The organism is Polaribacter sp. HaHaR_3_91 (genome assembly GCF_019278525.1).
Taxonomy (GTDB): domain Bacteria; phylum Bacteroidota; class Bacteroidia; order Flavobacteriales; family Flavobacteriaceae; genus Polaribacter.
Genome location: NZ_CP058986.1, coordinates 66,868 through 87,616 on the forward strand (window position 1 = coordinate 66,868; position 20,749 = coordinate 87,616).

Here is a 20,749-nt window from a genome sequence, read left to right on the forward strand (position 1 = left end):
ATGGGGTATTAAATACTTGGCTATCGCCCTGCGATTAAAAATGTAGAAAAGCATCTTCTAAATGCTCAATTTTTGTTTTATTTTTTTGATGAATAATGGCAATGATATCAAACCGAACCTCCACATCTAAATCTTTTTCTACCACATAATAATCGATTGCAGAAACTAATAATTTAATCTTTTTAGCTTTTACAGCATCTTGTGGTTCTTCAAAATAGTCTGAACTTCTTGTCTTTACCTCAACAGCAGCTAATACTCCTCCTTTTTGAGCAATAATATCTACTTCAGCCTTTAAATATCGGTAGTTTGTTTCTAAAATTTTATAGTCGTTTTTTAACAAAAACGCAATGGCTAATTTTTCTCCTTTTTTACCAAGCTCGTTGTGTTCTGCCATATTATGAGTTTACAGTATTCAGTGGCAGTTTTCAGTCATAACTAAACCTTAAATTATTATTAAATGAAATTACCAATGTGTTAATTTACACAATATTGATTACTTTTATAAACTATGAGTGAAGAAACCTTGATTAAATATTTGGAATTTCTAAAAACGGAGTGCTTAAGACATTCTAATGATAAAATTATTACAGATGATGAAATCAATCAGTTAAAAATTGAAATAAAACTGTTTATAAACAACATCAATAATCTTTTATCATCAGAAGAGATAAAACAAGAAATTGTAAAAATTGATTTCAATTTAAATGAAGAAAATCATAATCATCAAAAATACAGATGGTTAAACATCATCGGTGGTTCTAAAGGCAAAGAATTTAAACAACAAGAAAACCGTAAACAACGTTTTTTAAAACTTTACAATGACTTAGATACTTCTCTATTTAAAATAAAATCTATTCTTCAAAAATAACAGAACTCTGTCCAGAGCCAACAGTTAACTGAATATTCCTTCCAAAAATTAAAGCTCTATTATCTGGTTCGTGTCCTGCAGGAAAATCAAACATCACAGGAAAATCATACTCTTTTACAACATCTAAAACAAGTTGTTCTATAGAGCTACCCCAATTAGTAGAATTACTCTTGATTTTAGAAATATCACCAATAATTAAACCCGCACAATTATCAAAATAACCAGCACGCTTTAAACTTTGTAACATTCTATCTATAGAATATTTATACTCACCAATTTCTTCAATAAAAAGAATCTTTCCACTGGTATCTATCTGACTGTTGGATCCCAACATAGAGGATAATAATGCAAGGTTTCCTCCTACTATTTGTCCGCATACCACTCCATTTTTATTGTAATTAGAAGAAGGAATCGTGTACTTTAATTGCTTGCCAAAAATTGCTGTTTTAAAACTAGCTACTGTTTCTACAATTAACGCTGGTTTCTCATCTACACTTGTCCCCATCATTGCATGCATCGTTTCTACGCCTAAATTATGAATATGGCTATGAAAAGCTGTAATATCTGAATACCCAATGATCCATTTAGGCTGTTTTAGAAAAGCACTATAATCTAATTTATCTAAAACCCTCACAGAACCGTAACCGCCACGACCCGACCAAATTGCTTTAATATTTGGGTTGTCTAATGCGTTTTGAAAATCTTCAGCTCTTTCGTTATCTGTACCAGCAAAATGACTATTCTGATTAAAAATATGTTTCCCTAAAATCACTTTTAAACCCCAACTTTCGGCCATTTTTTTAGCTCTATATATGGTTGCTTCTCTATTTTTTAAAATTCCAGCAGGTGCAAGAATTGCAATCGTATCTCCTGGTTGTAAATAAGCTGGTGTAATTAATTTTTCTTGTGCATATATTGTTGAAAAAATCATAAAGAGTGCAAGTGTAAAAAGTGTTTTTTTATTCAAAATATGTCTTATTTATGGGTTCTAATCTAGTAAAAATCTATTTCCTGTAAATGTATCAATTTTCAATGGTTTTTAAAAGTCTCTTTTTCGTACTTTTGCACTTCAAAAATCAGTACATAATTAATACACAGAACACATGAGTGCTCCTAAAAGATATACAATTACTGCCGCATTACCATATACAAACGGTCCAATACATATTGGGCATTTAGCAGGCGTTTACGTTCCTGCAGATATTTATGCACGTTATTTACGATTAACTGGTAATGACGTTGCCTATATTTCTGGTTCTGATGAGCATGGTGCTGCCATACCAATGAGAGCAAAAAAAGAAGGAGTTTCTCCGCAAGTAATTATCGATAAATACCACGGAATCATCAAAAAATCTTTTGAAGATTTCGGAATTTCTTTTGACAACTATTCGAGAACTTCAGCAGAAATTCATCATAAAACTGCCTCAGAGTTTTTTACAAAGATGTATAATGATGGTGAGTTTATAGAAGAAACTTCTGAACAATTGTACGATGCAGAAGCAAATCAATTTTTAGCAGATAGATTTGTGGTAGGAACTTGCCCAAAATGTGGTTTCGAAGAAAGTTACGGAGATCAATGCGAAAGCTGTGGAACAAGTCATAACGCAACAGATTTAATCAACCCTAAATCTGCTATTACTGGTAATACTCCTACTTTAAAAGAAACAAAACACTGGTTTTTACCTTTAGATAAACACGAAGCTTTTTTACGTGAATGGGTTTTAGAAGGTCATAAAAAAGATTGGAAACCTAATGTTTACGGACAAGTAAAAAGTTGGGTAGAAGATGGTTTAAGACCAAGAGCCGTAACTAGAGATTTAGATTGGGGAATTCCTGTACCTGTAAAAGGCGGAGAAGGCAAAGTTTTATATGTTTGGTTTGATGCACCTATTGGTTACATTTCATCAACCAAAGAATGGGCTGCGAGAGAAGGAAAAAACTGGGAAGACTATTGGAAAAAAGACGATACGAAACTTGTTCATTTTATAGGAAAAGACAATATTGTTTTTCACTGTATTATTTTTCCTGCGATGTTAAAAGCACACGGAGATTATATTTTACCAGACAACGTGCCTGCCAATGAATTTTTAAATTTAGAAGGAAATAAATTATCGACTTCTAAAAACTGGGCGGTTTGGTTGCATGAGTATTTAGAAGAATTTCCAAATCAGCAAGATGTTTTACGTTATACACTAACGGCAAATGCACCAGAAAGTAAAGACAACGATTTTACTTGGAAAGATTTTCAGGCAAAAAACAACAACGAATTGGTAGCCATTTTTGGTAACTTTATCAACAGAGTTGTCGTTTTAACCAACAAATATTATAACGGAATTGTACCAGCACCTAATGATTTTACAGAAGTAGATGAAGATGTTTTAGCTGCTCTAAAAGAGTTTCCAAATATTATTGGTAAATCTATAGAACGTTACAGATTTAGAGAAGCTAGCCAAGAATTAATGAATTTAGCAAGACTTGGTAACAAGTATTTAGCAGATGAAGAACCTTGGAAAGTGATAAAAGTAGATGCAGAACGTGTACAAACAATTATGTATGTTGCGTTACAAATTTCTGCGGCTTTAGCTGTAACTTCAGAACCTTTTATCCCTTTTACATCAGCAAAATTAAAAGGTATTTTAAATCTTGATGAAACACTTTCTTGGACAGATATTACTGAAAAAGATATTTTACTTGCAGAAAATCATCAAATAAATAAAGCTGAATTATTATTTTCTAAAATTGAAGATAAAACGATAGAAGCTCAAATTGAAAAATTAGAAGCTACAAAAATTGCCAACGAACAAGAAAACAAAGTGGTAGAACCTCAAAAAGAAACGATTGACTTTGATGATTTTACCAAATTAGATATTAGAATTGGTACTATTTTAGAAGCAGAAAAAGTAGCAAAAACTAAAAAGCTTTTAAAACTAAAAGTTGATGTTGGTATAGATACAAGAACAATTGTTTCTGGTATTGCAGAAAGTTTTAAGCCAGAAGATATTATTGGGCAACAAGTGTCTGTTTTGGTAAACTTAGCGCCAAGAAAAATAAGAGGTGTAGAAAGCCAAGGAATGATTTTAATGACAGATACTCCTGATGGGAAATTAGCATTTGTAGAACCAGAAAAAGAAGTTAAAAACGGACAACAAGTAAGTTAATCACTAAAAATACAAATAGTTAAAAGCTATTGATTTTCATCTGAAAGTCAATGGCTTTTTTATTATCACATAATTTTTAGAATTATGAAAAATTAGTTAATTTTTCATAAAAAACTAATAAACACATAATAAAAATCAATTTTACTTACATTTTATTCAAATACGGCATGAATATTGATGCTAATTCTGAAAAAAACTATGAAAAAAAAACAACTTAGCAAAAAGCTTACAGCAACACTTTATTTTATTTTTTTTTCAATTCTTCTTTTTCAAGGACAAAGTAAAATCAATCAAAACATTGATAAAAATGTTCCGTTAGATTATAAAGAAACGGTGTATTCTCATCTAAATAAATCGACCTACATTAAAGGGGAAGAAATAGGTTTTACTTCTTATGTTTTCAATAAAAAAACAAAAAAACCCTCTCTTTTAACAACCAATCTTTACTGTGTTATTACAGATAAAAAAGATAATGTTTTAAAAGAAAAACTGGTAAAAGTTGAAAACGGTATTGCATCCGGTAGTTTTAAAATAGATTCCGTTTTTACAACAGGAAGCTATAAGGTTAAGACATACACAAACTGGATGTTAAACTTTAAGGAACAAAATTACTTTATAGAAACAATTAAAATTATTGCTCCTGGTAAACCAAATAAAAAAATCAACATTACTGAAAATGATAAAATCGACATTCAGTTTTTACCTGAAAGTGGTACTTTTTTAAATAATGTTCACAACACAATTGGTATAATTGCAAAAGATAGTTTAGGATATGGAATTCCTAATATTTCTGGAGAAATACTAGAAAACAACCTTATAATAGGAGATTTTAAATTAAATAAATTAGGTATTGGTAGAACGTCTTTTACTATTGAAAAAAACAAAAAATACTATGCTAGTATAAAATTTAATGGACAAAAAATAACGAAACCTATTAATACAAATACCAAAATAAATGGCATTTTACTAAAAATTACAAAAAACCAAGAAGAGATCTTTGTTTCTTTAATTACCAATAAAAATTCCTTGCCAAAAATTAAAAACAAAGATTATTTTTTGAATTTTCATAACGGTGAAAAAATAAATAAACTAAAAATTAAATTCGTAAAAAATACCTCTATAATTAAAAATATAAAACTTGATAATTTAGCTTATGGAGTAAATATTTTTACTTTAGTTGATGACCAAAACAACCCTATAGCCGAAAGATTATTTTTTAATTACGAAGGATTACCTCTTTTAGATTTTAATAAAACTTCTGTAAAAACAGTAAAAGACTCTTTAGAAGTTTATTTAAAATTTGATGATAAAATTAATTTTAAAAATAGTAATGCAAGTATTTCTATACTTCCAAAAAGAACTAAATCTTATAATAAAAGTTCAAATATCATTTCTCAAACACTTTTAAACCCTTATTTAAAAGGCATTGTAGAAAATGGAGGCTATTATTTTAAAAACATCAACGACCAAAAAAAATATGATTTAGACAATCTGTTGATTACTCAAGGTTGGAGTAGTTTTGATTGGAAATCTATCACAGATAAAGAACAAAACAGAATACATCAATTTGAAAAAGGAATAAGTATAAAAGTAAATATTCCTAATGTTGAAAACGAAAGTGATTATTTAATTCATCATTTATCTAATAGAAATGGAAATATTTTAAGTTTTAAAGAAGAAGTAAAATCTTTTCAATTGTATTCTTATTTCCCTATGAATAATGAGAATCTATTCATTTCAAAAATAAATAAAAAAAAGAAACTTGAAGGACCTCCTCTTTATATTCAATATTATCCAAATCATATTCCAAAACTAGATGAGACAAAAGAAGTATTAGAATCTAAAATATACTACAGTGATCCTAAAGTTGAAAATTATTCTAATTTTTATTTTTTAAATAAAACAAATACTTTAGATGAAATTTCTGTAAAAGTAAACTTAAAAGAACAAAGAATTGAAAAACTCAGAAACCAATCTATGGGAAGTTTCTTCCTATTAAATGATTTTGATAAAAACCGAACACTTGCGAATTTTATAGGTTTTAAACCTGGTATTTATGCTTACGACGACTTTAAATCTGGACAAATAGTAGCAATAAATCGCTCAAATAAATCTCCAATAACTTTCTTTCTAGATGGTTTTCAAGTAACAAGTAGACGTTTATTATTCTACTATAATCTTTATAATGTGGAATATATAGACATTAATTTACGAGATTTATCTGGTGGTCTAGCATATGGTGCTGGGGGTGTTATAAGAATACAAACAGATCCTTTATTAAATTCCGTAAATAAAAAAAAGACTGTAAGAAAGTTTAATTTCCCTATTACATTTAGCTCTTCTAAAAAGTTTTATGTGCCAAAATATAAAAATTATCAAAACTCATTTTATAGAAGTTATGGTGTTATAGATTGGCTCCCAAAGAACAAAATTCAAGAAGACGGAACTTTAAAAGTAACATTTAAAAATACGGATCAAAAAAATGTGAATCTATTTGTTGAAGGAATTACTGCAGATGGTCAGTTTATTTCTAAGAAGCTATCAATTGATGTAGAATAATAGAATTAGTTCTTTTAAAAACTATGCCTTATTTATTAATAATAATTGAATTTTATTCAAAAAATGCATCTTAAAGTTTAACTTTTCACCGATAATCACAAACAATTCACAGAAAGTTATGTTCTTTTTAACGAATTAATATTTTTTCTAATACCTAATGAATTAAATTTGTAGTAGAAAAACATTTTTACCTTAAAGATATTAGAGAAGTAACATGTTAAGAAATCCCTATAATTTTTAACAAATAAAAGTTACCCTCACTTTTGTTAAATCGCCAAAACATTAATTTATTTTGGCGATTTTCATTTTACTTTAATAATGCTTTTAACTATCCTAAAATTTCACTCTTATTCAATTCATTAACAAAAGGCTGACGATATAGTCTCTTACCCAATGCAGCGTTAATTGCATTTGCCACTGCGCCTCCTGCTGGTGGTAAACCTGGTTCTCCTAATCCGGTTGGAGATAAATCATTTTCTACAAAATGAACTACTACTTTTGGCGTTTCTTGCATTCTAATTAAACGATATGTATCAAAGTTTTTTGCATTTGGTTTTCCGTCTTTAAAAGAGAAACCTGCATACATAGCATGCCCTATTCCATCTAAAACACCACCTTCTACCTGATTCCTTGCTCCCGTTGGGTTTACAACAATACCACAATCTACGGCAACAGTTACTTTTTTAACTACAGGAAAACCATCTTTTAACACTATTTCGGCAATTTCCGCAACGTGTGTATTATGGCTATAATAAGCAGAAAAACCTTGGTAAACACCTTCTTTTGTTTTACCCCAATTTCCTTTTTCTCTCACTAATTTAATAGTATCTTCCATTCTTTGTCCAGAATATTCAATCTTTTCATCGGTAGATCCTTTTACAGACTGCAATAAATCTAAACGTAATTGAATGGTGTCTATATTTAATTCTGCTGCTAATTCATCAAAGAAACTTTGTTCTGCAAACGCTAAAAAATTGGTGTAAGGAGCTCTCCATGCTCCGGTTGTTATATTGCTATTATAACTACCTGTTTCTACTTTATAGTTAGGGATACATCCTGCAGGAAAAAAGTTAGGGATCAATCCGTACATGTTTCCATTTACGGCGGCTTCCTTTAAATGATAACCAGTTACCTTTCCGTCTTTTAAAGCTGCCTTTATTCTATATTTTACAGCTGGCTTATAAACTCCCGTTGTCATATCATCTTCTCTGGTAGAAACCAATTTTACAGGTTTCTTAATTGCATTAGATATTTCTGCAGCTTCATACACAAAATCAGCGTACAATCTTCTACCAAAACCACCACCCATTCTGGTCATTTCTAAAGAGATTTTTTCGATATCAAAATCTAATAAATCTGCAACTACATTTGCTGCAAATTCTGGTGTTTGTACAGGTCCCGCTAAATGTATTTTTTCTGATGTAACATCAGCATAAAAATTCATGGGCTCCATACAATTGTGTGGTAAAAAAGGAGAATGATATGTTTTTTCAATCACTTTATCTGCAGTGGCAAAAGCCTTTTTTACATCTCCATCTTCTCTTCTTGTATTTAGTTTTTTTCCATCTAAAATATCGGTTAAAACTGTATCATGGTTTTCTGTAGATTCTAAATTACTATCTTCTTTCCAAATTGCAGTAAGTGCTTTTTTTCCTTTTATTGCCGCCCAAGTATTTTCTGCAATAACAACCACCTTATCTGTTTCAGACATGGTAAATGTCCAATTTGTCTTACCAGATGCCACATACTGTCTTATCTTATCACCAATAGTAATTACATCAATAACGCCTTTTACTTTTTTTGCGGCTGTAGCATCAAAACTTTCTAATATTTGCCCGAAAGCTGGTGGTCTTAAAACAGTTGCAATCACCATTCCATCTGTTTTATAATCCAACCCAAAGAGAGGTTTTCCAGTGATAATTTTATCAATATCTACATTTACAATTTCTTGACCAATAATGGTATAATCCTTCGTTTCTTTTAACGCTACATTCTCCGGAACTTCTAATAATGCAGCTTCTTTAACAACATCTCCATAACCTAATGTGTCTCCATTGGCATTGGTAATAATTCCTTTTGATGCTTTGCACGTATTGGCATCTACACCCCATTTTGTAGCTGCAGCGTTTATCAACATTTGTTTAGTAGTTGCTCCTGTTTGCCTTAAAGCATCCCAACCAAAACGAATAGACTGACTTCCACCAGCCAATTGTCTGGTAAAATTATTAGTGTCTAAATTACCTTGAGCTACGTTTACCTTACTCCATTCTACATCTAATTCTTCTGCAATAAGCATAGGCATTGCTGTTTTTACACCTTGCCCTATTTCTGGGTTCGGAGAAAAAATAGTGACATAGCCATCATCAGAAATTTTGATAAATGCATTAAAATCATTGAAGTTTAATTTTGTAATATCCACAGGCATTACTGCTTCTGGTTTACAAGCTGTTAATAAATTAAACCCAATTAATAAACCACCACTTGCTAAAACTGATGTCTTTAAAAAGTTTCTTCTGCTAAAATTATTCTTTGATATAGATTCCATTTTGTGAAGTAGTTTTATGATTAAGACATTTTATTTGCAGCAACTTTTACCGCTTTTTCAATTCTATTATAAGAAGCGCATCTACAAATATTACCGTGCATGGCTTCTCTAATTTCTTCTTCTGAAGGATTTTTATTTTCTGATAAAAAAGCAGAAGCAGTCATTATTTGTCCCGCTTGGCAATATCCACATTGTGGCACATCAATCTCTTTCCAAGCTTCTTGTACTGGATGTTTACCTTCAGTTGACAACCCTTCTATAGTGGTAATTTTTACATCATCTAAAATAGAAACTTGCATTTGACAACTTCTTGTTGCAACACCATCTATATGAACTGTACAAGCACCACATTGTGCAATACCGCAACCAAATTTTGTACCTACCAAATTGAATTCATCTCTTAAAATCCATAACAATGGAGTGTCTGCATCTGCAGATACTTTTCGGGCTGTTCCGTTAATATGAAGTGTATAATTTGGCATAGAAAGTCGGTTTTAAATTGATGTTGGAAGTTACAAAAAATTGCTTTTGTTATTTTAACTAGAAGTTAAATGAATACATTTTGGGATTATTTTAACAAAAAAAATCCATAATCACCTAAACAACAACACTATAGTAGTTTAAAAAACAGTTTAAAGCTAAAAAAAATCCACCCTAAGAAAGGGTGGATTCAACTTTTTCAAATCAATTTTACGCAGCTTTATCTTACTATTTCTTTACTCCACATCTATAATTCGTTTTTGTTTTTCTGTCTTCTTTATCTTTTTTAAAATATCAAATAAATTTAGTTTTAACTCTCTATGTTCTTTTAAGTGATTTTTAAATAAAATAAGTAGTGTTTTATGCTCGTTCTTATAAGTTTCTTTTTGTTTATCAGCCTTAATATCTATAACTTCGAGGCTATTTTCATGTTTTTGAACCAATTGAATTAATGCATCATTTGTCTTTATAGAGTTACTTAATTTCTCAATAATTTCTTTACTCTTACCATAAGATTGAAAATCGATTAACTGAAGCGTGTTCCATTTTATTAAGTCTTCGAAAAAGAGATATTCATCATTTAAAAATTCTAATTCTAAACGCCATTCTTTAGAATCATTATGCATTTCTTCTGCACTTAACCATTTTATATAACTTGTATTTACATGTTTAATTTTCATCATAAATAGTATTAAATTCTACACTAAAAAACTTATCTACCCCTAATTTACCTAAAATAACAAGCTTATAAAATGATTAATATCATCTAAATTAGATTGTCTTTTCCCCTGAAGGAATTACTAAGAAAGGTACATTTAAGTGAAAACCTATTTGACTAATAGTTGATTTAAAAAATAGATTTTCGAAAAAAGAATGCTTATTGTTTATCATCACTAACAGATTTATTCGCATTTTTAATTGAAATTCAGAAATTGCACCTGTTACACTTTGGTTGCTTACACTATAGAATAAATGGGTAACATTTTTTAATATTTTATCTAACTTCTGTTTATTTTCTATTTGATTTTTAGATAAATCATCACCATAAGTAGTGTTTATTATATTTATTCTAGAACTATTAGAAAGGCCAATATCTACAATTAACTTTGTTTGTTTTTCATTAAAAGAAACTTCATAGTCCGAAGGAAATAATACTTCATTAGGAGCTTCAAAAGCATAATTACTTGGTATTGCTAACACTGGGCATTTTGCATTTTTAATGATATGCACGGTGTTAGAACCAAATAAAATTTCGGTTAAACCCGTTGCTCCTTTGGTTCCCATTACAATAAGATCCATTACATGTTTTTTATGCAACTCTTCTATCTCATTTGTTAAAGTATTAAATGAAGCTATTTTACGATACGTATGGTTTGGGTTTTTAAATTGATTTTCAATTTTTTGTTGAAGTTTATCAAGTCCTTCCTCTGATGTGTTTTTTACAACATCAACTAAATTAAAACCTTCAACACCTGGGTTCATATACTCTACATCATAAATCATTGGTGTATAAGTATTCATTATAAAGAAATTACATTTTTCGTCCTTAAATAATTGAATTGCATATTGAATTGCATTCCATGAGTTATCTGAAAAATCTGTAGGTAAAAGTATATTTTTCATGATGTTTGTTTTTAATAAATTCTTAATTACATTTCCTATTCCATAATCTTCCTAGAAGAGATTTTTACCTATAAATTTATTTTATCTATATGGTTTTAAAATAGAATGTGTTGCTTTTTAAGTATAAAATGGACCTCTAAATTTCTTAGATTCTCCTTAATAAAGAGTTAAATATCTATCAGAAAGATAAAGCACATCTGTTGCAGAATTATTATCAGACTAAAAAAAGTCTTTATTAGCCTGATGATAATTTAACCGAGCATTTATCTGTATTTACAGATAAGGTTTTGTAATTGCTTTTCTCTTTTGTAATTGCTTTTCTAAATCTGAAATAGTATTTTTTACAGCAAGCTCGTAATTTTTTTCATTTGAAGATGCAAATAATCTTGGTCCTGGTGCACTTAATTCTATTTCACAAATTACGCCTTTGTTTTTAGAATCATTTTCCTTTTTAAAAAACACATCTGCTTTAATAATTGTTTCGAATTTTTTAACCAAACCATCTAGCTTTTTTTCTGTATAAGCTTCCATAGTTTCACTTGTAGACATGTTAACAAATTGAATATTCATTTTCATCTTTATGGTGTTTTTAGTTATTAATAAAAAAATTATTGAAACCTATCGTTTCATATGTAGTTCTAAGATAATCCTTTTTAATTAAATTATTATAATAGCATATGCAATATTTAATAAGTATAAACCTATTAGAAAAAGTAGTGTATAAATTGCCTGTACAAATCTAATATTTACAAGTTTTAACCAATGTATGGTTTGCTTAGGAATACTAAAAAGAGATAACCCTATAAGTAATGATGACCAACCAATTAGGGTAATTATAAGTTTCCAATTAGGCTCCCAAATGTTATGGAATAGAATATTTATCAATCCAATAATAATGGCTAAAAAAGAAAAAATAATCAGAAATTTTTGATCTTCTAAATCATTAAATATTTGCCTAATCCTTTTTGGATTAAAACTTAGTATAACGAAAAAAATAAGTAAGTAATAACCCCAAAACTTTGCTAAAAAAATTGAATTATCCATAACATATTGTTTTTATTCATGTAGTACTAAAAAAGGTACATCGGTATGATAGCTTATTTCCGCTACCTTGGTATGAAATAGTATTTGTTGAAAATAATTAAGATTTTTTGCCACCATAGCAATCATATCTATATTTCTACTATTTACAAAACATTGCACAGCATCTTCTACTTTTTTATTTGTTAAAAAATGAAAACTGTGTTGGTAATTATAAAGATAATCTTCTAATAGTTCTTTACTTTTTTGTTGCCCCTCATTTAATGAGGTTACCTTTTTACTGATATTTAAAACCCTTAAAGACGCGCTTTTTTCTTCTAAGATTTTTATTATTGGTTCTAATATTTGTAATTCATTATATAAAGAAAAATCTGTAGGAAATGCCACCTCTTCTATTTTCTTAAATTTGGCATTCTCAGGTACTACTAAGGTTGTACATTTTACCTTTGTAATAACATCTCCCGTATTACTCCCAGTAATATATCCTTGAAAGCCACTAGCTCCTTTGGTGCCCATAACAATAACATCTATTTTTTTTTCTTCTACCTGCTGTCTTATAGACTCAATAAAAAAATTAGTATCTGTTAAAGTGTAAAAATTATGGTTCTTATTATTAAAGTTTAGAGCTATTTTTTGCTGAAGTCCTTTTAATTGTTTTTTTGCATTTTCTATGTTTACATCTACAATAACTTCTTGCGTGTTATCATAGAAATAATCATCTACTACAACATTATTTATCCTATTAACGTGTAACAAATAAAAATTGCACGTTGCGTGCTTATAAAAATTTAAAGCATACTCAATTGCATTCCAAGAATTGTCTGAAAAATCTGTAGGGAGTAAAATTGCTTTCATTTAAATTCATCTTTATCTAAAAGACAAATTTATTGCTAGAATACTTTTTAAAAAATGATATTAGTCATATGGCCACTAATACATTTATTATCAAGAAATTTCTTTTAGTTTTTCTAAATCTAAGATTCTAATTGTTCTACCCTCTATTTCTATCAAACCTTGTTTTTTAAAACTAGACATGGTTCTTATTAAAGTTTCTGTTGCAATACCTGCAACACTAGCTAAATCATTTCTAGAAATTTTAATTTGATCTTCTGGTTTTCTATTTAATTTTTCTGCAAACATTAAAATTGTCTTCGCTGTTTTTTTACTTACAGAACTATACGCCATTTGCAAAAGTTGGTCTTTTACAACAGCTAAGTCTTCTGTTAACAATTCTATTAACTCTAGTGTTACTTTATGATTTTTATTTAAAACACCCGTTAATGTTTTTTTAGAAAGACCAACTAATTCTGTTTTCTGAATTGCCGTTGCAGATTCTTGATATGCTAAATTTTGAGAAAAAGAAGTATAGCCAAACAAATCATCCTCTTTATATAAAGCAGTTGTAAGTTGTTTTCCTTGTTCATCTAGCTTATGGCATTTTATAAGCCCTTTATTTATTAAATAAATATAATTAGAGTTATTCCCTTCTTTATAAATGCTTGCATCTTTTAGAAAAGTAAAAGTTTCTCCATTATCTTCAAAATAATTTTTTAAGTCATTAAGGCTTCTTATGTCTTCTTCCTCTTCTTTTACGACTTCAATTTTTTCTCTACGATCTTTTAGTATCGCTGCTTTTGCTAATCTGCTTTCTATAGCACTAATTAGTTCATCTTCATTAAAAGGCTTTGTTATATAATCATCTGCTCCTAAATCCATTCCTTTTCTTACATCACATCTTTCTGTCTTTGCTGATAAAAATATAAACGGAATGTGTTGCGTTATTTCGTTATTAGTTAAAGCTTCTAAAACACCGTAACCATCTAACTCTGGCATCATAATATCACAAACAATAATATCTGGTACTATTTTTTTTGCTAGCTGTACCCCTATTTTACCGTTAGCAGCACTGATAACTTCATAGTTTGATAATTCTAAAAGTTCTGATGTGTTTTCTCTTAAAACTACATCATCCTCAATTAATAGTATTTTTCTCATATTGCTTTGTTAATAATCTTCAATGTAAAAGTTGATCCTATATTCTCTTCACTTTCAAAAGTAATCGTTCCTCCTAAATTTTGTAAATGACTTTTAATAATATTTAAACCAATTCCTGTTCCTTCCGTTAATAATGCATTTTCTGCTCTAAAATAACGGTTAAATATATTTTTTTGATCTGCCTTCGGAATCCCAATTCCTTGATCTTTTATTTTAATGGTAGTCGTCGTGTTGTCTTGCTTTATTTTAATGTCTATTTCAGAATTTTCTGGCGAATATTTAATAGCATTGTTTATTAAATTAGATAATGCCAAAGCGATTGTTTTTTCGTCTTGCAGTAAAGAAATATCATCTATATCTTCTGGGTATTTAATTCTTTGCCCTACTTTTAAAAGCATGTTTGCATTATAAATTACCTCATCTACTACTTTACTCAATTTAAAAGTATGAAACTTGTAATTTACTTTACCCGTTTCTAGTATTTCTATAGATAAAAAATCATTTAAAATATTATTTAAATAATGTACTTTATTGGTAATGGTTTCTAAGTGCTTATCTCTTTTTTCTTGTTGTTCTGCTAACTTATATTTACCTAAAAGCATTGTAGACGTTAAAATACCACTTAAAGGTGTTTTAAATTCATGAGAAACTAATGACAAAAACTTTGTTTTTAATTCATTGAGTTCTTTTTGCTTTTTTAAAGCATCTTTAATTTTATTCTCTGCTTCTAGCCGTTTATGATTCTCTGTATCTAGCTCTATATTTACAGCTTTTAATTCATGAACTGTTTTACTTAACTCTTTTGTTCGCTCACAAACCTTTTTTTCTAGCTCATTGTTTAATTGATGTATTTCTTCTTCTTGTTGTTTTCGAACAGAAATATCGATTACCAAAGCCATTATAAAAGTTTGTCCATTAATTTGAAACGGATTTAAACCTGCCTCTAACGGAAAAATAGCTCCATTTTTTCGGGCTCCATACAAGTCTCTCCCATTCCCCATCTGTCTTTTTTCTTTGTTCTTCATAAAACCCTTAAAATGGGCTCCGTGACCTGAGTGATAATTTTTAGGGATTAAAATATCGAGTGGTTTATTTATGAGTTCTCCCGAATCATAACCAAACATTCTCTCTACAGATGAATTTACAGAAACTATGTTTTGCTTATCGTTTACAACAACAACTCCCTCTGAAACAGCCTCAAAAAGCACATTAAAAACATCCCGATCTTTACTTAGCATTTGACAATAAATTATCTAATTAAACAAAGATTAAAAATACTACATTTTATATTCAAATTATAGTAATTTATGACTAATATCATAATTATATAGCTCATAATTATATAACTTTACTCATATTCATAAATTCTTAATTATGAAACCATCACAAAACACAATTATTTCTTTTTATGAAAACTTAGGTAAATTATTTTTCGCAATTGCAGCTGCAGATAACATTGTAGAAGAAGTAGAATTTAATGTTTTAAAAAAAATAGTAAAAGACAAATGGACTAAAATAGATCCTGTAGATGATGATTTTCATTCTGATGCAGCCTATCAAATAGAAACCGTGTTCGATTGGTTAAATATTGAAAGTTTTTCTAATTCAGAAACTTGTTACAATGAGTTTATCGATTTTAAAAAAGAACATCCTTCCTTATTTACCGAAGAAATAAAAAGTCTAATTATAAAAACAGCAACTAAAATTGCTGCATCTGTTGCAGATTTAAATAAATCTGAATTAAGATTGGTTGCAAAACTAAGTTTAGAACTTGAAAAATAATAAATTTAAGTATTATTTTAACCAAGTTGTAATACACAACCAAATTAAAAAAAATACGTATATTACTTTTTAAACACCTTAACTGATGGCTTCTATAGATTATTATAAAATTTTAGGAATTACCAAAAGTGCTTCTGAAGCTGATATTAAAAAAGCTTACAGAAAATTAGCACGAAAATACCATCCAGATCTAAACCCAAATGATAAAACTGCCGAGAAAAGCTTTAAAGAAATTAATGAAGCAAATGAAGTTTTAAGCAATCCAGAAAATCGTAAGAAATACGATGCATATGGAGAGCATTGGCAAAACGGAGAAGCTTACGAACAAGAAAAACGAAGACAGCAAGAACATCAAAGTAGGTCTCAGAGTAATCAAGGTGGTTACTCTCAAGAAGATTTTTCTGATATGTTTGGAGACATGTTTGGTAGCGCTTCTTCAGGAAGAAGAACGAATGCTAAATTTAGAGGGCAAGATTACAATTCTGAAATTCAACTAAACTTAAACGATGTTTACAAAACACAAAAACAGGTAATTACTGTTAATGGAAAAAACATTAGAATTACAATTCCGGCTGGTGTAGAAAACGGACAAGTTATCAAAATAAAAGGGCATGGAGGAAAAGGTGTAAATGGTGGTCCGAATGGCGATTTATACATTCAGTTTTCTATTATAAATAACACCAAATTTAAACGAGACAAAGACAATCTTTATATTGATGTTGATTTAGATTTATATACCGCTCTTTTAGGCGGACAATTAACCGTTGATACTTTTGATGGACAAGTAAAATTAACCGTTAAGCAAGAAACAGCAAACGGAACCAAGGTAAAACTAAAGGGAAAGGGATTTCCTAAATATAAAAAAGAAGATCAATTTGGAGATCTATATATTACTTATCAACTTAAAATACCAACTAAATTAAACGAAAAAGAAATAGCACTAATTAAAGAATTACAAAAACTACGCTAAACATGGAAACTCAAAATTTAATATCTATTCAGCAGTTTTGTGCCCACTACAGCATTCCTACAGCTTTTATAAATGAGTTAAAAGAGTATGAATTAATAGAGATTATTGTAGAAAACGATGATCATTATATTAAAATCACTCAAATAACAGAAGTTGAAAAAATGATTCGTTTACATTATGATTTAAACATAAACCTAGAAGGCGTTGATGTAATTTCCAACTTATTAAACCAAGTGGATTCTTTAAAAAAAGAAATAACCGATTTACAAAACAAGCTAAAGTTTTACGAAAACGAATAAAATTCTAAAATAATTTCATATAAAAATAGTTCCTTATTTTAGCTTTACCTCCTACAATTTTTAGGCTTTTTACACCTAAAAAATCATATAATTCTAAATAAAAAATTAATAAACTGATTTTTATCATATTTTATTTAATTGATTTTTAATACATTAGTTACTCCCTTTAACCAAAACTAAGCATCATGATAACTAATTTAAAAGAGAATGAATGCATAAACATATTAGAAAATAACTATGTAGGGCAACTGAGCTATATTTATATAGAAAGACCTTTTATTGTACCCATGACTTATTTTTTTGACAAGAAAAATAGTATTGTAGGCTATTCCGAAGAAGGTCATAAAACAAAGGCAATGAGAAATTATAGAAAAGTTTCTCTGCAGGTTTCAGAAAGAGCAGACAGTAATACTTGTAATTCTGTTTTAGTTCATGGTATTTATGAAGAACTATCTGGTTCTGTAGCAAAAAAATATTTGCACGATTTTACCGAAGGTATTAAAGCAATTATTCTAAAAAATGAACACAGAAATTTGCATTGCATAAGCGATTTCTCTAATAAAAGAACACAGAAAAAAATTCCAATTGTTTTTAGAATTACTGTTGATGAAATGACCGGTAAAAAAATTACAAACGAGCGTTCTTAATCAGACAACGTAAATATCTAATTAAAAAAAGACCATCTAAAAAAGTTCAATACTTTCTAGACAGCCTCTTTCTATGTAAATTATTTAGCTCCCAAAAGCAATAATTCATTCACCATAATTTCGGTAACATATCTTTTTTCACCTTCTTTGGTATCATAAGAACGGTTTGTTAACTTCCCTTCAACAGCAATTTCTTGCCCTTTATTTACATAGTTTTCTACTACTTTAACCAAACCTCCAGTAATAACAATATTATGCCAATAAGCACGCTCTACTTTATTACCTGCTTTGTCTTTGTAACTGTCATCTGTAGCCATAGAAAATTTAGCCATTTTATTGCCATCTTTAAAAGTTACTATTTCTGGATCTTGACCTAATCTACCAATTAACTGTACTTTGTTTCTTAACGTATTCATAAGATAAGTTTTTATGCATTTTTATTGAATGCAGATTTATAATTTGTTTTTGTCAATTCGTTTTGACTCTGCAAAGTTGCGACACCATTGCAGTTTTATTCGGTTACAAAACAATTACTTTCGGTTGTAATTATTTGTAGTCGTTTGTAAACGGATAAAATTTAAGTATATTTACCTTATGAAATTTCATTTAGAAACAGAAAGGCTACTTCTTAGAGAATTTAGAATAACTGATGTAGATGGCATGTTTGAGTTAGATTCTAACCCAAAAGTTCATCAATATCTAGGAAAAAAGACAATTAAAACGAAAGAGGAAGCAAAAAAAATGATTGAATTTATTCTAAAACAGTATAAGGAAAACGGTATTGGTCGATTTGCTGTTATAGAAAAATCTTCAGGTAGTTTTATAGGTTGGTCTGGCTTAAAACTAAATAAAGGAACAAAAGAAAGCTTAAATGGTTTTCAAGATTTTATTGATATTGGCTATCGTTTCATTCCTAAATATTGGAAAAAAGGATACGGTTTAGAAACTGCTATTGCTTGTTTAGAATATGGTTTTAAAACAATGAATTTAGACATTATTTATGGTGCTGCAGAAATAGAAAATATTGGTTCTAATAAAATTTTACAAAAAATTGGATTACAATTTGTAAACGAATTTAAAGAAGGTAATGAGCTGGTAAATTGGTACGAACTAAAGAAAGAAAACTATGGAAAGTAGAAAATGTTTAGAGTGTGACGAAATTGTTAAAGGTAGAGTTGATAAGAAGTTCTGTTCTGATTATTGTAGAAATGCGTATAACAATCGTGTGAACAAAGACAGTAAAAATCTCATTAGAAATATAAACAACCGACTTAGAAAAAATTACAAGATTTTATCAGAATTAAATACAACTGGAAAAACAAAAGTAACCAGAACCAAATTATACGATAAAGGTTTCGATTTTCAATTCTTTACTTCTATTTACAAAACAAAAACTGGGAATACCTATTTTTACGTTTACAATGAAGGCTATTTGCCTTTAGAAAATGAGACTTTTTTATTAATCAGAAAAGAGTAAAACCTTATATAAATTGCAACTTATACTTGTTTAAAATGTTTTTAGTTACAGATTTCGAACCTTTTTTAATTCCGATGCTATTTATTGTAATCGTTGGTTTAATACTATTCATAACTTACTATTTTAGTACAAAACAAAAAATTATAAGAGCTCTTTCTAAACTACCAATCAAACAAATAGGAAGCTTAAAAAATAATGAACTTACAAGGTTTACAGGTAAAGCTTTACATGTAAAAGAGCCTTTAATTGCACCTTTTAGCAAAAGAAAATGTGTGTTTTATGTCATAAAAATTGAACAGCAAAAAAGTAACGGAAAACAACAACGCTGGAGAACAATTGTACATGAAGAAAAAGTACAAGATTTTTTCCTAGAAAAAAATAGTGATTTTGCCATGGTAAGACTCCATCAAAATCCTAAAAACTACACCAGTTATTTAGTAGCTGATAAAAAAATAAAATCGGGTACTTTTAATGATCCAACAAGAGAGTTTAAAGCACTACTAGAAAGCTATCATATTAAAAGTGATAATTTTTTAGGCCTAAATAAAACCTTACGCTATTCTGAAGCAATTATAGAAATTGGAGAAGAAATTACCGTTGCAGGTATTGCAAAGTGGAAAAGTTTAAGAGAGCCCATAGAAGGCTATTCATATTCTAAAATAGCCGAACTAGAAAGTTCTGATAAACAAAAATTAATTATTACAGATTTACCAAATATTAAATCTAAAAAAAGGTTTTAACTATTCCAGGTATTTCCTTTTACACTAATGGCAGCTTTTAAAACATCTGTTTGACTTATTTGACCAATTAGCTTTCCGTTTTCTACCACAGGAAATCTTCTTCTGTGAGAACTAATAAATTTAAAAGCAGCATCAAAAATATTCGTATTCTTATCAATAGTATCCACACCAGTAGCCATATACTTACCTACTGTATTATTAACATCAGAAGGCATATTGTAATATTTACTTTCAGAAATATGTTTAATACAATCAGTTTCAGAAATAATACCTATTAAATCATTTTTATCATTTACAACCGGCCCACCAGAAATTTTATGTGTAATTAATTGTTCAATTACATGATCTAAGGTATCCTCAGCTTTAAAAGTTATCAATTTTTTTGTCATATAATCAGATACTAAAATTTGAGCATCTTCTTTTCCCTGACTGGTATCTCTTTTTCCTTGAAAGCTTTTAATTGCCATAATAGTTTCGTTTTTGGTTCTCTTAAATTTACTGTTTTTTCTGTTTTAAACAACTTTTCTATCAAGTTTTTTTTTATTTCCTACATTTAAATATTTTT

The 20,749-nt window shown here is 28.9% G+C and carries 23 protein-coding genes; 10 read left to right on the forward strand and 13 right to left on the reverse strand.

Going from position 1 to position 20,749, the window contains the following annotated elements; translation table 11 throughout:
* Positions 1-34 precede the first annotated feature (34 nt).
* Positions 35-394: a YraN family protein gene (locus H0I27_RS00355; protein ID WP_218731979.1), complete on the reverse strand. Its 360-nt coding sequence runs from the start codon at positions 392-394 to the stop codon at positions 35-37.
* Positions 395-508: 114 nt separating this feature from the next.
* On the opposite strand from H0I27_RS00355, the gene H0I27_RS00360 reads away from it, so the two are divergent.
* A complete protein-coding gene (locus tag H0I27_RS00360; protein WP_218731980.1) occupies positions 509-868 on the forward strand; it encodes a hypothetical protein in 360 nt (119 codons plus the stop codon).
* Here H0I27_RS00360 and H0I27_RS00365 read toward each other — a convergent pair.
* Entirely contained in the window at positions 852-1,799 is a 948-nt protein-coding gene (locus tag H0I27_RS00365) for an LD-carboxypeptidase (RefSeq protein ID WP_218731981.1), read from the reverse strand. The genes H0I27_RS00360 and H0I27_RS00365 overlap by 17 nt on opposite strands.
* A gap of 172 nt (positions 1,800-1,971) precedes the next feature.
* Here H0I27_RS00365 and metG point away from each other — a divergent pair, with 172 nt between their 5' ends.
* Together metG and H0I27_RS00375 are read left to right on the forward strand one after the other, a co-directional pair.
* The gene (gene metG / locus H0I27_RS00370; RefSeq protein WP_218731982.1) at positions 1,972-4,026 is read left to right on the forward strand and encodes a methionine--tRNA ligase; all 2,055 of its coding nucleotides are present in this window, start codon (positions 1,972-1,974) and stop codon (positions 4,024-4,026) included.
* 198 nt (positions 4,027-4,224) lie between these two features.
* Positions 4,225-6,585: a hypothetical protein gene (locus tag H0I27_RS00375; protein WP_218731983.1), complete on the forward strand. Its 2,361-nt coding sequence runs from the start codon at positions 4,225-4,227 to the stop codon at positions 6,583-6,585.
* A 328-nt stretch (positions 6,586-6,913) separates the two neighbouring features.
* Here the strand turns inward: H0I27_RS00375 and H0I27_RS00380 are convergent, their stop codons facing one another.
* From H0I27_RS00380 to H0I27_RS00420, 9 genes are all read right to left on the reverse strand, one after another.
* Positions 6,914-9,130, reverse strand: a complete 2,217-nt coding sequence (locus tag H0I27_RS00380; RefSeq protein ID WP_218731984.1) for a molybdopterin cofactor-binding domain-containing protein — start codon at positions 9,128-9,130, stop codon at positions 6,914-6,916.
* A 20-nt stretch (positions 9,131-9,150) separates the two neighbouring features.
* A complete protein-coding gene (locus H0I27_RS00385) occupies positions 9,151-9,612 on the reverse strand; it encodes a (2Fe-2S)-binding protein (RefSeq protein ID WP_218731985.1) in 462 nt (153 codons plus the stop codon).
* 234 nt (positions 9,613-9,846) lie between these two features.
* Positions 9,847-10,293 carry a hypothetical protein gene (locus H0I27_RS00390; RefSeq protein WP_218731986.1) on the reverse strand — a complete coding sequence of 149 codons (447 nt, stop codon included), beginning with the start codon at positions 10,291-10,293 and terminating at the stop codon, positions 9,847-9,849.
* 88 nt (positions 10,294-10,381) lie between these two features.
* Complete coding sequence (locus tag H0I27_RS00395) at positions 10,382-11,233, reverse strand: universal stress protein (RefSeq protein WP_218731987.1); 852 nt, start codon at positions 11,231-11,233, stop codon at positions 10,382-10,384.
* A gap of 273 nt (positions 11,234-11,506) precedes the next feature.
* Positions 11,507-11,809, reverse strand: coding sequence for a ribosome-associated translation inhibitor RaiA (gene raiA / locus H0I27_RS00400; protein WP_068447682.1), 303 nt, complete (start codon positions 11,807-11,809; stop codon positions 11,507-11,509).
* A gap of 81 nt (positions 11,810-11,890) precedes the next feature.
* Positions 11,891-12,277: a hypothetical protein gene (locus H0I27_RS00405; protein WP_218731988.1), complete on the reverse strand. Its 387-nt coding sequence runs from the start codon at positions 12,275-12,277 to the stop codon at positions 11,891-11,893.
* A gap of 12 nt (positions 12,278-12,289) precedes the next feature.
* Entirely contained in the window at positions 12,290-13,129 is an 840-nt protein-coding gene (locus tag H0I27_RS00410; protein WP_218731989.1) for a universal stress protein, read from the reverse strand.
* Between the two features lie 90 nt (positions 13,130-13,219).
* Entirely contained in the window at positions 13,220-14,269 is a 1,050-nt protein-coding gene (locus H0I27_RS00415) for a response regulator (RefSeq protein ID WP_218731990.1), read from the reverse strand.
* Complete coding sequence (locus H0I27_RS00420) at positions 14,266-15,507, reverse strand: PAS domain-containing sensor histidine kinase (protein WP_218731991.1); 1,242 nt, start codon at positions 15,505-15,507, stop codon at positions 14,266-14,268. Before H0I27_RS00420 ends, H0I27_RS00415 begins: the two co-directional genes overlap by 4 nt.
* 136 nt (positions 15,508-15,643) lie before the next feature.
* Between H0I27_RS00420 and H0I27_RS00425 the strand changes: the two genes are divergently transcribed.
* The 4 genes from H0I27_RS00425 to H0I27_RS00440 all read left to right on the forward strand — a co-directional run bounded on the left by H0I27_RS00425 (position 15,644) and on the right by H0I27_RS00440 (position 17,967).
* Positions 15,644-16,051: a hypothetical protein gene (locus tag H0I27_RS00425; protein ID WP_218731992.1), complete on the forward strand. Its 408-nt coding sequence runs from the start codon at positions 15,644-15,646 to the stop codon at positions 16,049-16,051.
* Positions 16,052-16,136: 85 nt separating this feature from the next.
* On the forward strand, positions 16,137-17,021 hold the full coding sequence (locus H0I27_RS00430; RefSeq protein WP_218731993.1) for a DnaJ C-terminal domain-containing protein: 885 nt from the start codon (positions 16,137-16,139) through the stop codon (positions 17,019-17,021).
* Positions 17,022-17,023: 2 nt separating this feature from the next.
* Positions 17,024-17,320 (forward strand): chaperone modulator CbpM, encoded by a 297-nt coding sequence (locus H0I27_RS00435; RefSeq protein ID WP_218731994.1) that lies wholly within the window; start codon positions 17,024-17,026, stop codon positions 17,318-17,320.
* Positions 17,321-17,505: 185 nt separating this feature from the next.
* Positions 17,506-17,967, forward strand: coding sequence for a pyridoxamine 5'-phosphate oxidase family protein (locus tag H0I27_RS00440; RefSeq protein ID WP_218731995.1), 462 nt, complete (start codon positions 17,506-17,508; stop codon positions 17,965-17,967).
* An 80-nt stretch (positions 17,968-18,047) separates the two neighbouring features.
* Here the strand turns inward: H0I27_RS00440 and H0I27_RS00445 are convergent, their stop codons facing one another.
* The gene (locus H0I27_RS00445) at positions 18,048-18,383 is read right to left on the reverse strand and encodes a single-stranded DNA-binding protein (protein WP_165731467.1); all 336 of its coding nucleotides are present in this window, start codon (positions 18,381-18,383) and stop codon (positions 18,048-18,050) included.
* A gap of 178 nt (positions 18,384-18,561) precedes the next feature.
* Between H0I27_RS00445 and H0I27_RS00450 the strand changes: the two genes are divergently transcribed.
* Genes H0I27_RS00450 through H0I27_RS00460 form a run of 3 tightly spaced genes read left to right on the forward strand, consistent with a single transcriptional unit; the run spans position 18,562 to position 20,184 of the window.
* On the forward strand, positions 18,562-19,104 hold the full coding sequence (locus H0I27_RS00450) for a GNAT family N-acetyltransferase (protein ID WP_218731996.1): 543 nt from the start codon (positions 18,562-18,564) through the stop codon (positions 19,102-19,104).
* Positions 19,094-19,444: a hypothetical protein gene (locus H0I27_RS00455; RefSeq protein WP_218731997.1), complete on the forward strand. Its 351-nt coding sequence runs from the start codon at positions 19,094-19,096 to the stop codon at positions 19,442-19,444. Before H0I27_RS00450 ends, H0I27_RS00455 begins: the two co-directional genes overlap by 11 nt.
* 35 nt (positions 19,445-19,479) lie before the next feature.
* Positions 19,480-20,184 carry a GIDE domain-containing protein gene (locus tag H0I27_RS00460; protein WP_218731998.1) on the forward strand — a complete coding sequence of 235 codons (705 nt, stop codon included), beginning with the start codon at positions 19,480-19,482 and terminating at the stop codon, positions 20,182-20,184.
* Here the strand turns inward: H0I27_RS00460 and H0I27_RS00465 are convergent.
* Entirely contained in the window at positions 20,181-20,651 is a 471-nt protein-coding gene (locus tag H0I27_RS00465) for a CBS domain-containing protein (protein ID WP_218731999.1), read from the reverse strand. The genes H0I27_RS00460 and H0I27_RS00465 overlap by 4 nt on opposite strands.
* Positions 20,652-20,749: the final 98 nt, after the last annotated feature.

Bases quoted from the DNA above. Each gene is read 5' to 3' on its own strand.
- H0I27_RS00355 (WP_218731979.1), bottom strand. From the start codon at position 394: ATGGCAGAACACAACGAGCTTGGTAAAAAAGGAGAAAAATTAGCCATT.
- H0I27_RS00360 (WP_218731980.1), top strand. From the start codon at position 509: ATGAGTGAAGAAACCTTGATTAAATATTTGGAATTTCTAAAAACGGAG.
- H0I27_RS00365 (WP_218731981.1), bottom strand. From the start codon at position 1,799: ATGATTTTTTCAACAATATATGCACAAGAAAAATTAATTACACCAGCT.
- metG (WP_218731982.1), top strand. From the start codon at position 1,972: ATGAGTGCTCCTAAAAGATATACAATTACTGCCGCATTACCATATACA.
- H0I27_RS00375 (WP_218731983.1), top strand. From the start codon at position 4,225: ATGAAAAAAAAACAACTTAGCAAAAAGCTTACAGCAACACTTTATTTT.
- H0I27_RS00380 (WP_218731984.1), bottom strand. From the start codon at position 9,130: ATGGAATCTATATCAAAGAATAATTTTAGCAGAAGAAACTTTTTAAAG.
- H0I27_RS00385 (WP_218731985.1), bottom strand. From the start codon at position 9,612: ATGCCAAATTATACACTTCATATTAACGGAACAGCCCGAAAAGTATCT.
- H0I27_RS00390 (WP_218731986.1), bottom strand. From the start codon at position 10,293: ATGATGAAAATTAAACATGTAAATACAAGTTATATAAAATGGTTAAGT.
- H0I27_RS00395 (WP_218731987.1), bottom strand. From the start codon at position 11,233: ATGAAAAATATACTTTTACCTACAGATTTTTCAGATAACTCATGGAAT.
- raiA (WP_068447682.1), bottom strand. From the start codon at position 11,809: ATGAAAATGAATATTCAATTTGTTAACATGTCTACAAGTGAAACTATG.
- H0I27_RS00405 (WP_218731988.1), bottom strand. From the start codon at position 12,277: ATGGATAATTCAATTTTTTTAGCAAAGTTTTGGGGTTATTACTTACTT.
- H0I27_RS00410 (WP_218731989.1), bottom strand. From the start codon at position 13,129: ATGAAAGCAATTTTACTCCCTACAGATTTTTCAGACAATTCTTGGAAT.
- H0I27_RS00415 (WP_218731990.1), bottom strand. From the start codon at position 14,269: ATGAGAAAAATACTATTAATTGAGGATGATGTAGTTTTAAGAGAAAAC.
- H0I27_RS00420 (WP_218731991.1), bottom strand. From the start codon at position 15,507: ATGCTAAGTAAAGATCGGGATGTTTTTAATGTGCTTTTTGAGGCTGTT.
- H0I27_RS00425 (WP_218731992.1), top strand. From the start codon at position 15,644: ATGAAACCATCACAAAACACAATTATTTCTTTTTATGAAAACTTAGGT.
- H0I27_RS00430 (WP_218731993.1), top strand. From the start codon at position 16,137: ATGGCTTCTATAGATTATTATAAAATTTTAGGAATTACCAAAAGTGCT.
- H0I27_RS00435 (WP_218731994.1), top strand. From the start codon at position 17,024: ATGGAAACTCAAAATTTAATATCTATTCAGCAGTTTTGTGCCCACTAC.
- H0I27_RS00440 (WP_218731995.1), top strand. From the start codon at position 17,506: ATGATAACTAATTTAAAAGAGAATGAATGCATAAACATATTAGAAAAT.
- H0I27_RS00445 (WP_165731467.1), bottom strand. From the start codon at position 18,383: ATGAATACGTTAAGAAACAAAGTACAGTTAATTGGTAGATTAGGTCAA.
- H0I27_RS00450 (WP_218731996.1), top strand. From the start codon at position 18,562: ATGAAATTTCATTTAGAAACAGAAAGGCTACTTCTTAGAGAATTTAGA.
- H0I27_RS00455 (WP_218731997.1), top strand. From the start codon at position 19,094: ATGGAAAGTAGAAAATGTTTAGAGTGTGACGAAATTGTTAAAGGTAGA.
- H0I27_RS00460 (WP_218731998.1), top strand. From the start codon at position 19,480: ATGTTTTTAGTTACAGATTTCGAACCTTTTTTAATTCCGATGCTATTT.
- H0I27_RS00465 (WP_218731999.1), bottom strand. From the start codon at position 20,651: ATGGCAATTAAAAGCTTTCAAGGAAAAAGAGATACCAGTCAGGGAAAA.